Source organism: bacterium (genome assembly GCA_035295165.1).
In the GTDB taxonomy this organism is placed as follows: Bacteria; Sysuimicrobiota; Sysuimicrobiia; order Sysuimicrobiales; family Segetimicrobiaceae; genus JAJPIA01.
The window spans coordinates 24,132-35,379 of sequence record DATGJN010000118.1 but is presented as its reverse complement, the minus strand read 5'-3'; the positions used below and the strand labels follow the sequence as shown (position 1 = coordinate 35,379).

13 protein-coding genes are annotated in these 11,248 nt (G+C 70.2%); all 13 read left to right on the top strand.

What is annotated here, in order from left to right; translation table 11 throughout:
- The coding region (locus tag VKZ50_21785; GenBank protein ID HLJ62361.1) for an ATP-binding cassette domain-containing protein at positions 1–405 on the top strand (405 nt) is incomplete at its 5' end.
- A complete protein-coding gene (locus tag VKZ50_21780) occupies positions 402–1,070 on the top strand; it encodes a heme exporter protein CcmB (GenBank protein HLJ62360.1) in 669 nt (222 codons plus the stop codon). The genes VKZ50_21785 and VKZ50_21780, both read left to right, overlap by 4 nt.
- 59 nt (positions 1,071–1,129) lie before the next feature.
- Positions 1,130–2,185, top strand: a complete 1,056-nt coding sequence (locus VKZ50_21775; protein HLJ62359.1) for a LacI family DNA-binding transcriptional regulator — start codon at positions 1,130–1,132, stop codon at positions 2,183–2,185.
- 70 nt (positions 2,186–2,255) lie between these two features.
- Positions 2,256–3,470: an extracellular solute-binding protein gene (locus VKZ50_21770; GenBank protein HLJ62358.1), complete on the top strand. Its 1,215-nt coding sequence runs from the start codon at positions 2,256–2,258 to the stop codon at positions 3,468–3,470.
- A 77-nt stretch (positions 3,471–3,547) separates the two neighbouring features.
- Positions 3,548–4,597: an ABC transporter ATP-binding protein gene (locus VKZ50_21765; protein HLJ62357.1), complete on the top strand. Its 1,050-nt coding sequence runs from the start codon at positions 3,548–3,550 to the stop codon at positions 4,595–4,597.
- Positions 4,598–4,677: 80 nt separating this feature from the next.
- Entirely contained in the window at positions 4,678–5,520 is an 843-nt protein-coding gene (locus VKZ50_21760) for an ABC transporter permease subunit (GenBank protein ID HLJ62356.1), read from the top strand.
- On the top strand, positions 5,517–6,362 hold the full coding sequence (locus VKZ50_21755) for an ABC transporter permease subunit (GenBank protein ID HLJ62355.1): 846 nt from the start codon (positions 5,517–5,519) through the stop codon (positions 6,360–6,362). The genes VKZ50_21760 and VKZ50_21755 overlap by 4 nt, the downstream gene beginning before the upstream one ends.
- 74 nt (positions 6,363–6,436) lie before the next feature.
- A complete protein-coding gene (locus VKZ50_21750) occupies positions 6,437–7,123 on the top strand; it encodes a 2-vinyl bacteriochlorophyllide hydratase (GenBank protein HLJ62354.1) in 687 nt (228 codons plus the stop codon).
- A 4-nt stretch (positions 7,124–7,127) separates the two neighbouring features.
- A complete protein-coding gene (locus VKZ50_21745; GenBank protein ID HLJ62353.1) occupies positions 7,128–7,310 on the top strand; it encodes a CcmD family protein in 183 nt (60 codons plus the stop codon).
- A gap of 55 nt (positions 7,311–7,365) precedes the next feature.
- Positions 7,366–7,782 carry a cytochrome c maturation protein CcmE gene (locus VKZ50_21740; protein HLJ62352.1) on the top strand — a complete coding sequence of 139 codons (417 nt, stop codon included), beginning with the start codon at positions 7,366–7,368 and terminating at the stop codon, positions 7,780–7,782.
- A gap of 15 nt (positions 7,783–7,797) precedes the next feature.
- Positions 7,798–9,780 carry a cytochrome c-type biogenesis CcmF C-terminal domain-containing protein gene (locus tag VKZ50_21735; protein HLJ62351.1) on the top strand — a complete coding sequence of 661 codons (1,983 nt, stop codon included), beginning with the start codon at positions 7,798–7,800 and terminating at the stop codon, positions 9,778–9,780.
- Positions 9,777–10,082: a hypothetical protein gene (locus VKZ50_21730; GenBank protein ID HLJ62350.1), complete on the top strand. Its 306-nt coding sequence runs from the start codon at positions 9,777–9,779 to the stop codon at positions 10,080–10,082. The genes VKZ50_21735 and VKZ50_21730 overlap by 4 nt, the downstream gene beginning before the upstream one ends.
- Positions 10,083–10,090: 8 nt before the next feature.
- Positions 10,091–11,101 (top strand): hypothetical protein, encoded by a 1,011-nt coding sequence (locus VKZ50_21725; GenBank protein ID HLJ62349.1) that lies wholly within the window; start codon positions 10,091–10,093, stop codon positions 11,099–11,101.
- The last annotated feature ends 147 nt before the right edge of the window (positions 11,102–11,248 follow it).

Sequence of the window (11,248 nt, the reverse complement as noted above, 5' to 3'; positions counted from 1 at the left end):
TACGGGGTGCGGGACGTGCGGGAGCGCGCGATCTGGGCGTGTGACCTTGTCGGGCTCGGTCGTCGCGACGACCCGGTGCGCAGCCTGTCGCGGGGACTGCTGCAGCGGGCGGCGCTCGCGCGGGCGCTGGTGCACCAGCCGACGGTGTTGTTGCTCGACGAGGCGCTTGCCGGCCTCGATCCCGACGCCGCGAGCCGGCTCACCGGGTTCCTCGGCGAGTTTCGCGCGCAGGGTGGCGCGCTCATCGTGACCACGCATCACGCGGCGGAGGCGTTCCGCGTCGCCGAACAGGCGCGCGTCCTCGTGCACGGGCGCCTCGGCCCGCCCCGACCGCTTGCGGGACTGGACACGGCGGCATTCGAGACGTGGTACCGGGACGCCGCCGGTGTGGAGCCGGACCCGTGAGGGCCGTTGTGTTGCTGGCGTGGAAGGACCTCGTCGTCGAGGCACGCACGCGAGAGCTGCTGAGCTCGATGAGCCTCGTCGCGTTTCTCACCGTCGTCATCCTGGGGCTCGCCGTCGGGGCCGATCCGAGCGCGGCTGCGGTCGTGACCCCCGCGATCTTGTGGGTGACGGTCGCGTTCGGGGCGACGCTCGGCCTGGCTCGGTCGCATGCGATCGAGCAGGAGCGGGACGCCCTCCGGGGGATCCTGCTGACGCCCGTCGGTCGTGCTGAGGTGTTCCTCGGCAAGTGCGCCGCCAACCTCGTGCTCATCATTGTCCTCCAGGCCGTCGTGGTCGTCGCCGCCGCCGTGTTCGTGAATCCCGACGTGGGGCGCCGTGCCCCTGCGCTCGCGGCCCCGCTCGTGCTCGGCGGCGTGGGGTTCGCGGCGGTCGGCACTCTGTTGGGCGCCATGACCGCGACCACCCGGCTCCGCGAGGTGCTGCTCCCGATCCTGTTGCTGCCCGTTGTGCTTCCGGTGATCATCGTGTCGCTCGCCGGCGTCGGGTTGGCGCTTGCCGGCGCCGGGTTCGACGCGCTCCTCGGGCCCATCAAGTTGCTGACCGCATACGACATCATCTTCGTGCTGCTGGGAGCGTGGCTGTTCGAGTACGTCGTGGCTGACTGACGAACGTCACCTCACGCCGTCCCACCCCCAATTGAAGGGACCAGGCGACTCGTAGTAGAATGAACGTGAAGGCTCACGTTAGCGTTAACATTCCGTCACTTGTGATGATGAAGTCAACAATAACGATCTCAGACGTCGCGCGCGAGGCTGGGGTGTCGACCCAGACGGTGTCTCGTGTGCTTAACAACAAAGGTGAAATCAGCCCGACAACCCGCCGGCTCGTGTCAGAGGTCATCCAGCGGTTGGGGTATCGCCCCAACGCCGTCGCCCGGAGCCTGGTGACTCGGCGGACGCTGAGTCTGGGTCTGGTCGTGCCGGACATCGCGAACCCGTTCTTTCCAGAGATCGCACGGGGCGCGGAGGACGTCGCACTCGCGGCCGGGTACAGCGTGTTCCTCTGCAACACGATCGAGCAGGCGGAGCGCGAGGTCGCTGTGTTGCGTCTGCTCGAGGAGAAACGGGTGGACGGTGTGGTGGTGTGTAGCGCCCGTCTTCCCGACGAGCAACTCGTGCCGATGCTCAAGCGGCAGCACGCCGTCGTGCTCGTCAACCGCACGGTCCCGAACGAAACGGCCGGGACCGTGCGTGTCGATGATGCGAGCGGCAGCCGGCAGGCCGTGGGCCACCTGCTCGCCGGCCACCGGAGGAGGCTGGCGATGCTCGCCGGGCCCGAGAACTCGCACAGCGGCCGGGAGCGGGTGCACGGCTTCCGTAACGCCGTAGGTGACGCTGGCGGGCTGCACGACCCGTCGTCGATCGTATCCTGTCCGCCCTACCTCGAGGGCGGCTACCAGGCGGCGACGAGCCTCCTGTCCGCGAACCGGGGGATCGACGGGCTCGTGTGTTACAACGACCTGGTCGCGATCGGCGCGCTCCAGGCGTGCCATGACCTCGGGGTTCGTGTCCCGGACGACGTGGCGATCGTGGGGTGCGACGACATCTTGCTGGCAAGACTGGTGACGCCGTCGTTGACGACGATGCGCGTCTCCAAGTACGAGATCGGCGCGTCCGCGGTGCGGATGCTGTTGGGCAGGATCGCGGGGTCGGGGCACCGCGGCGAGCGTGCGGAGGTCGTTATCCGGCCCGAACTGGTGGCGCGCGCGAGCGCACCGTAGGGGGGTGGGTGAAGTGCTACGAAAAGCCAGAGTGCGAGAGGCGCAGTCGATCATGCGTGGGAGGTGCCATGTGGAGAGCGACGGCAAGGCGTTCAAGCGCAGGGCGTTTCTGATCGGGGCCGGGGCGACCGCGCTCGGCGCGGGGCTGTGGTCGCGGGGTCTTGGCGCGGTCGAGGCCGCGCAGGCGGCCGCGCTGCCCCCGATGCCGTCTCGCCCGCTCGCGTTGACGATCATCGATGTCGCGGGTCAGCTGCAGCTGACGAAGGCGATCATCGAGGACTACGCCAAGTCGCACGGCCAGTACGTTAGCCAGGTCAATTACCAGCAGGCCACGGCGCCGGAACTCCCGGCGAAGATCAAGGCGCAACAGTTGGCAAACCAGCTGCAGATCCACATGGTGCTGACGGGTTCCGATGCGTTGTCCGCGGGCATCGTCCAAGACATTTGGCAGCGGATCCTGCCGGACTTTCAGCAGAAGTTCCCGAACCTCATCGGTAACTACCAGCAGCCCAAGGCGCAGGGGCTCGCCCAAGGGTACGGCATCCTCGACGTGTTCGGCAACTATGGACCGACGTTCACGTACAATCCCGCGAAGTTGCCGTCGCCGCCCAAGACGCCCGACGACCTGCTGCAGTGGGCGAAGAGCAACCCGCAGCAGCTGATCTACGCGCGTCCTGCAAACTCCGGCCCTGGCCGGAGCTTCTTGATGGGGTTGCCGTACCTGCTCGGCGAAGCGCAGCCGCGCGAGCCCCAATCCTGGACCAAGGTGTGGCCGTACTACCAGCAGCTTGGCCAGAGCATCCAGTACTACCCGACCGGGACGGCCGGGACATTTCAAGAACTAGGGCAGGGGGCGCGCACGATCGCGGTCTCGACGATGGGGTGGGACCTCAACGTCCGAGCCCTCGGCGTGGTGCCCAAGAACTTCGGGGCATTTACGTTCACGGGCGAGCACCTTGTCGCGGACACGCAGTACATCTGCGTGCCGAAGGGCAACTCGCCGGAGATGCTCGGGTTGGTCCTCGATCTGATCGCGTGGACGCTGCGGCCGGACCAGCAGGCCAAGGTGTACGACACCGGATACTTCTATCCCGGGCCGGCCGTCAAGGGCGTGACGCTGGCGATGGCGCCGAAAGACAGTCAGGACACGCTCGCCCCGGTCCGGCGTAAGTCGTTTGACGATTTGATTCGGAGCCAGCCGATCGAGATTCCGCTCGATCCCGACAAGCTCGTGCAGGCGTTTCAGATTTGGGACCAACGGGTCGGCGCGAACAAACTCAAGTGACCGCGCAGACGGCGATGCGGCCGTCCGGGCCGGGGGGTGAGGCGCCGGCCGCGCCCCCTGGCCGGAAGATCGGTCGCATGGAGATTCGCGGGCTGACGAAGCGGTTCGCCGACGTCGTTGCGCTCTCGGCGTTCGATCTCGACGTACACGGCGGCGAATTCATCAGTCTGCTCGGGCCCTCCGGCTGCGGCAAAAGCACCGCGCTGAACTGCCTCGCGGGCCTGGTCGACCCCGACGCGGGGCAGATCCTGCTCGACGGGGACGACCTGTCACCCGTGCCTCCGGAGCGGCGCGGGTTCGGGGTAGTGTTCCAGAGCTATGCGCTGTTCCCGCACCTGACAGTCGGGCGCAACGTGGCGTTCGGGCTCGAGATGATGGGGGTGCGGCCGGACGCGTTGAGCCGCCGCGTCGCGCAGGCACTTGCCCTCGTCCACCTCGAGGATCTGGGCGACCGGTATCCGGCGCAGCTGAGCGGCGGCCAGCAGCAGCGGGTCGCGTTGGCCCGCGCGCTGGTCATCGAACCCCGTCTCTTGCTGATGGACGAGCCCCTGAGCAACCTGGATGCGAAGCTCAGGCTGGAGATGCGCCTCGAGATCCGCCGGCTGCATCAGACCCTCGGGCTCACCACCTTCTACGTGACACACGACCAGGAGGAGGCGCTGTCGCTGTCCGACCGCATCGCGCTGATGAAGGACGGCACGCTGCGGCAGGTCGGGACGCCGGAGGACGTGTATCTCCATCCGCAGTCCTCCTTTGTGGCCAACTTTTTCGGGTACCGCAATCTCTTTCCCGTACGGGTCGAGGCGGTGCGCGGCGGCCGCGTCCACGTCGTCGCGCTGGGCGGCCTGCGGCTCGAAGGCACGGCGCGCGGGGATCTGGCCGCGGGCGCCGAGGCCGTCGCAGCGGTGCGGCCGGAGGACGTGGTGTTGCGGCCGCTTGGTGATGCGGCGGGGGGCGTGCCGGCGAGGGTCGAGTTCGCCGAGTTCATCGGCGACGCGTTCGAGTGCAGCGTGGAAACGGACACGAGTGCCCTCTTCGTCGTGCGGGCGGCCGAGCGCTGGCCGCAGGGGGCGCCCGTCGCTCTGCGCGTGGACCCGGACCGGTTGCTCGTGTTTCCCCCCGAGTGAGCGACATGCAGCGGGCGGTGCGACACCGGACGGGGGAAGGTGCGGCGGTCCCGGCGCCGCGCGCGCGCCGAGGTGGGGCCGTGTTGCTGCCGCTCCTGCCCGCGCTGCTGGTCGTCCTGATGCTCTTTATCTATCCGTTCGCATACGGTCTGATGCTGTCGCTCCATCCGCAGGGTGCCCTGGCCAAGGCCGGGGCGTTCGCGAACTACGCCGTGTTCTTCGGCGACCCACGGGAGCGGACGTCCATCTGGAACACGCTGCGGCTTGCCGTGCCCGTGACGCTGCTCGACCTTCTGATCGCGCTGCCGCTGGCGTACCGACTGCGGCGCCCGCTCCCCGGGCAGCGGGTGATCACCGGGCTGCTCGTGATCCCGATGACGCTGGGCACCGTGCTGCTCGCGGAGGGGATGATCGAGTTCTTCGGGCCGGCCGGCTGGCTCAACAAGCTCCTGCTCGCGCTCCACATCATCGGCACGCCGGTGCAGTTCGTGCACAACTACACCGGGGTGTTCCTGTCGCTCATGATCTCGGACTTCCCGGCGGTGTTCTTGGTTCTCCTCGGGTATGCGTCCGGGATCGACCCACGGCTCGAGCAGGCGGCGCGGACGCTCGGCGCCGGGTGGTGGCAGCGGCTGTTGCGCGTGACGCTCCCGCTGCTCGCGCCGGGTATCGCCGCAGCGGCTGCGCTGTCGTTCGTCGCGACGTTCTCGGTATTCCCATCGGCGGTGCTGGTCGGTCAACCCGCCGGCGAGACACGCGTCATCGCGCTCGCCGCGTGGCAGGCGGCGTACGAGCGTTTCGACTACCCGCAGGCGTCCGCGATCGCGATGGTGATGGCCGCGATCGAGCTCGTCTTCGTGGCGCTCGTGCTGGCGGCACGGAACCGTGCCTACCAGGGCCCCACGATCGGAGGACGCGGATGAACCGGTCCGTCGCGCGCCCGCGCCGCGCCCACGCGGGCGGCGGCCCGAGTTGGTGGGTGTATGCGCTCGTCGGCGCGTTTGCCGTGCTCGTGGCCGGCATCTTCCTCTCGGCGTTCCTCAACTCGATCGCCTCGACGTGGTTCGGCGGGTGGCTGCCCGACGCGTACACGACGAAGTGGTACCGGTTTGCCATTGCCGAGTTCGACCTCGGCTACGTCCTGGCGATCACGATTGTCGTGGGGTTGACCGTGACGATCGTGAGTCTCGCGCTTGGGGTGCCGGCGGCGTATGTCCTGGCGCGGCGGGCCTTTCCGGGGCGACCGCTGCTCCTGCTGTTGTTGATCCTTCCGATGCTGGTGCCCCCCATCACCTACGGGATCCCGCTGGCTGCGATGCTGTACACGGCCCGCCTCGGCGGGTCGCTTGCAGGCGTGATCATCGTGAACATCGTGCCGGCGATGCCGTTCGTGGTGCTGATCATGACGCCGTTCTTCGAGCAGATCGACCCGAACCTGGAACGGGCGGCGCGCACGCTCGGCGCGTCGCCGTGGCGGGTGTTCCGGCGCGTGCTGCTGCCGATCGCCCTCCCCGGCGTGCTCGCGGCGGGGCTGTTGATCCTCGTGCGGGCGATCGCGCTGTTCGAGCTGACGTTCCTCGTGTCTGGGGCCAAGAGCCAGACGCTCGTCGTCGCGCTTTACTACGCGGCGTTCGCGGCGGGGATCCGGCCGAGCCAAGCGATCGACGCGATGGCCGTCGTCTACATGGTCACCGGCCTTGCGCTGCTGCTGACGGCGCTCCGATTCATCAATCCCGTCAACATGGTGATCCGCGTCAGGCAGTGACGTTGCGTGCCGCCGAGTCCGGCGTTCGTTGAAACCCCTCCAGGCGTTTGCTATGCTTTTCGCGTGATGCCGCGATGACACACGGACGAGTGCCCCGTTCCGCGGACGGCCTGCTCGGCTGGGCCTGCTTCGCGACGATGCTGCTCGCCCTCTACGGCGCGTTCGTGTACGCTCAGCGCGAAGCGGTGATGGGGGACATCCAGCGCATCTTCTACGTGCACCTGCCGCTCGCGTGGGTGGGCTTCGTCGCGTTCGGCCACGCGTGCTGGGCTGGGGTGCGCTACCTGCGAACCGGCCGGCGGGAGTGGGACGTGGCAAGCGCGTCCGCGGCGGAGATCGGCGTCCTGTTTGCGACGTTGGTGATCATCACGGGATCCCTGTGGGCACGCCCGGTGTGGGGGACGTGGTGGACGTGGGACCCGCAGCTCGTGACGTACCTCATTCTGTGGCTGATCTACACCGGCTATCTCGTGCTGCGCGCGGCCGCCGGCGACGACCCACGGCAGGCTCGGTTTGCGGCCGTGTTCGCGATCGTCGGGTTCGTGGACGTGCCGCTCGTCTGGCTGTCGGCGCGCTACCTGCGCGCGCTCAGCCCCGTGATCTTCACCACGCACAGCGTCGGGCTCGCCCCGTCGATGGCGTGGGCGCTGCTCGCCGGCCTGGCGGCGTGGAGCCTCTTCTACGTGGTGCTCGTGCGTGCGCGGATCCGGCTCGGCATGCTCGAAACTCGGCTGCAGGCGTTCGCCGACGAAGGCGCGTGAGCGCATGACGTACCTGTTCTGGGCGTTTGCGGTCGTGTGGATCGGGCTGTTCATCTATGTGTACGGGCTCGTGCAGCGGAGCCGGCGGCTCGAACGGGAGCTTGGGGAGCTGATCGAACGGTCGCGCTCAGGCGGTACCCCGCCGCGGGCGGGCGCGTCCTCGCACGGAACCGGGCTGCGCGGATGAGCGCGCAGGCGCCGGGCGCGGCCTCGCAGGTGGGGGCGTCCGTGGGCGGGGCGGCATGAAACACGGCGTGCGGCGCACGGTCGTGTTCGTAACGGGCGCCGTGGCGATTGTGCTGTCGCTCGCGTATCTCGTGTACGGGGGCATCCAGCAGGGAGCCACGTATTGGGTCACGGTCGGCGAACTCGAGCAGCGCGCGCCGGGCACGGCGACGGACCGCGTGCGGCTCGGCGGTACCGTGGCGCCCGGCACGATCCGGTGGGACGCGGCGCACCGGCACCTGCGATTTGTGGTCACGGACGGGCAACACGCGCTGCCCGTGACCTACGCCGGCGTGGTGCCGGATATCTTCGCGGAGGGCCGCCAGGTGGTTGTGGAAGGGAGCCTCGACCGCAGCGGGACGTTCGACGCCACCACCCTGCTCGCGAAATGTCCGACGAAGTACAATCCGGCGGATCCGAAGACGCCGCAATGACCGCGGCCGCGACCCGTGGCTGACCTCGGCCGGTTTTCGCTGCTCGGCGCGCTGGTCCTCGCGCTGTACGCGATGGTCGCGGCGGCGCTCGGCGCGCGCGCCCGTCGCCCGGAAATCGTCCGGAGCGCGTCCCGCGCGCTCGTCGCGGTTGCCGCCCTCGAAGGCGTGGCGGCCGCAGTGCTGTGGACGGCGCTCGGCACGCGCGACTACGCGTTTCAGTACGTCGTGTCGCACGTCAGCGACGCCCAGCCGTTCTTCTACGACCTGACGTCGTTTTGGGGCGGGATGGAGGGCTCGCTCCTGTTGTGGGCGTTGCTGCTCTCCGGGTACACGCTGCTGGCGCTGCGGAGCGTCGGGCGGCAGCGGCCGCCGCTGCTGCCGGGGCTGGTCGCCGTGTGCGCCGGCGTTTCGGTGTTCTTCCTGTTCATGCTGGCGTTCATCACGCCGCCGTTTGCGACGTCGTCGTTCCCGCCGGCCGACGGCCGCGGCATGAACCCGCTGCTGCTGAACCCGTGGATGGCGATTCACCCGCCGACCCTCTACCTGGGGTTCGTGGGGCTGACCGTGCCGTTCGCGATCGTGATCGCGGCGCTCCTCTCGGGGCCGTCGGGGGACGCGGGCGTGCTGCTGGCGCGGCGGTGGATGCTGTGGGCGTGGTACTGCCTGACCATGGGCCTGATGTTCGGGGCCAAGTGGTCGTATGTCGTGCTGGGGTGGGGCGGGTACTGGGCGTGGGACCCGGTCGAGAACGCCGCCCTGATGCCGTGGCTCGTGGCGACGGCGTTTCTCCACTCGGTGATGATTCAGGAGCGCCGCGAGATGCTGACGCGGTGGAACGTGGTGCTCGTCATCCTCGCGTTCGGGCTGTCGATCTTCGGGACGTTCCTGACGCGCAGCGGCGTGCTGAGCAGCATCCACTCGTTCACCCAGTCTCCGCTCGGCGCGTTCTTCCTGGGGTTCCTGGCGCTGGCGCTGCTGGTCGCGTTCGGCCTCGCCGCGTGGCGGTGGGACGAGCTGCGCAGCCGGAACGAGCTGGACGCGACGCTGTCGCGCGAGAGCGCGTTCCTGTTGAACAATGTGCTGTTCCTCGCCGTCGCGTTCTCGGTGTTCCTCGGGACGGTGTTCCCGATCGTGTCGGCCGTGCTGACGGGCCGGGCGATCAACGTGGGCCCGCCGTTCTTCGACCACATCGTCGTGCCGATCGCGTTCGGTCTCCTCGTGCTGATGGGGATCGGGCCGCTGATCGCGTGGCGGCGTGCGTCCGCGGACACCCTGCGGCGCAACATTCAGCTCCCCGCGGCAGCCGGGGTCGTGCTCGGGGTCGTGCTCCTCGCCGCGGGCGTGCGCGCCCCCGGGGCGGTGTTGGCGTTCGTGCTGTGCGGGTTCGTCGCGGCGACGGTCGCGGCGGAGGGGGTGCGGGGCGTCCGCGTGCGGCGCGCCCACCGCGCCGAGGGCCCGGTGCGCGCGCTCGTGGCGCTCGTCGCGCACAACCGGCGCCGCTACGGCGGATACATCGTGCACCTCGGGATCCTACTGTTGTTCTGCGGGGTCACGGGGTCCTCGGTGTTCTCGACGCAACGCGTCGCGACGCTGGCGCCCGGCGAGACGGCGGCCGTCGGCGAGTACCGGGTGCGGTTCGACGGTCTGTCGCAGTCCACCCGGGCCGGCGCGCTCGTGATCGCCGCGGCGCTGCGCGTCTTCGAGGGGACCCGCGATCTCGGGCCGTTCGCGGCGCGGCGAAGCCTCTATCTCGCGGGCGACGCCACGACCGACGTCGCGCTCCGCAGTACCCCGCGCGACGACCTGTACGTGATTCTCGCCGGATGGACCCAGGACGGCCGGGCGACGCTGCGGCTGCTCGTCAACCCGCTGGTCTCGTGGATGTGGGCGGGCGGGCTGGTGGTGACGCTCGGGGCCGTCATCGCGATGATCCCGGAGCGGCGCGCGGTCCCGGAGGGCGCGCCGGCGTTCCGCGGCGCGTGGAGCGCCGGCGAGTGACGCTGGGGGTGGCGCTCGTCGTCCTGGCGTGCGCGGCGGCGGCGTTCGTCCTGGCGCCGCTGTGGCGGCCCGCGGCCGCGCCGGCGTGGGAGGCCGAGCGCGACCGGTTGTTGCACGCGCGCGAGGCGGCGTATCGGGCGCTGCGGGAAATCGAGCTCGATCGCGACACCGGCAAGCTGGACGAGGCGGACTACGCCGCGCTCCGCGCGCGGTATCAGGCCGAGGCGGTCGCCGTGCTGCGCCGCCTCGATGCGCTTGCCGCGGACCGCGCGGCGCCTGCCGGAGCGGAGCGGCCGACCTGAGGCGCAGGGTGCCAGACGCGCGCGCGTCGCTGCGTCCTTCACGAAGGGGGGCCGGAACGGCCCTCCTTCTGTGCGTCGCGGCGTCGCTGTGGGTCCCTTCGGGGGCCGCGGCGCCGTCCGGCGCGGTCGCCCCCGAGGCGGGCCCCATCGGAGGGATCCAGGGCGCGGTCGTGCAGCACACCCCCCCGGTGCACCCGCTCGGCAGCCAGCCGGTGAGCCTCGAGATCGTGGAGCGCGGCTCGTCCTCGGAGCGGCGGACGGTCACCGACAACGCCGGCCGATTCTCGTTCCGGGCGCTGCCGGTCGGCGGCGTGCGCGTGTTTCTTGTGCGGACCGCGTACGGCGGCGTGCCGTATGAGACGCGCGTGCTCCTGACGCCTGCCGCGCCGACGCGCACAGTTGAGCTCGCTGTGTACGAGTCCACGCGTGACCGCACGATCGTCCGCGGCACCGTGATGTTCGCGGTCGTGGACACGGTGCGCGGGGCGGTGCGCGTCAGCGTGGTCCAGCGCCTCGTGAACGGTAGCGACCGCGCGGTCCTCGTCACCGAGGACGATCCGCTCGTGTTTCCGTTGCCGCGTGGCGCGGAGGCGGTCGAGTTCATCGGAGGCTGGCGCGCCCCCCGGCTCACCGATCGCGCCATCACGGACACGATCCCGGTGCTGCCGGGCGCGATGCAGGTCGGGTACGCGTTCGGCCTGGAGCCGCGCACCCGCCGGTTCGCCTGGCCCTGGGTGCTGCCGTACGGTGCGACCGACGTCGAGGTGCTGGTGGGCGATCCGTCGGTGCGGCTCTCCGGGCCGGGGTTTCGCGCCGGGGCCGAGGTGACGGACGCGGGCCGGCGCTTCGCGCGCTGGTCGGCTGGCCCGGTGCCGGCCGGCGGGCAGCTCACAATCACGCTCGACGGGCTGCCCGCGTCAGACGATCGCTGGCCGATCGCGGCCGCGTCGGTGCTCGCCGTGCTGCTGCTCGCGGGCGTCGCGGTCGCGCTCGCGCGCCGTCCGGTCGCGGCGACGTGAGGCGCGCCCCGAACCGCCTTGGAACCGCGTCACAGCCTGCGGCGCGCAGGGAGCCGTCCCGCCCAGCGGGAAGGAGAGAATCAGGACGCCGTGGAACCAGAGAGTCCCGCGTGCGTTTTTACCTGGAGCCGCGCCGGTCGCGTGAGG

What these genes read in the sequence shown, in the direction of transcription:
- VKZ50_21775 (HLJ62359.1), top strand. Translation starts at nt 1,130, where the DNA reads ATGAACGTGAAGGCTCACGTTAGCGTTAACATTCCGTCACTTGTGATG.
- VKZ50_21765 (HLJ62357.1), top strand. Translation starts at nt 3,548, where the DNA reads ATGGAGATTCGCGGGCTGACGAAGCGGTTCGCCGACGTCGTTGCGCTC.
- VKZ50_21755 (HLJ62355.1), top strand. Translation starts at nt 5,517, where the DNA reads ATGAACCGGTCCGTCGCGCGCCCGCGCCGCGCCCACGCGGGCGGCGGC.
- VKZ50_21750 (HLJ62354.1), top strand. Translation starts at nt 6,437, where the DNA reads ATGACACACGGACGAGTGCCCCGTTCCGCGGACGGCCTGCTCGGCTGG.
- VKZ50_21745 (HLJ62353.1), top strand. Translation starts at nt 7,128, where the DNA reads ATGACGTACCTGTTCTGGGCGTTTGCGGTCGTGTGGATCGGGCTGTTC.
- VKZ50_21740 (HLJ62352.1), top strand. Translation starts at nt 7,366, where the DNA reads ATGAAACACGGCGTGCGGCGCACGGTCGTGTTCGTAACGGGCGCCGTG.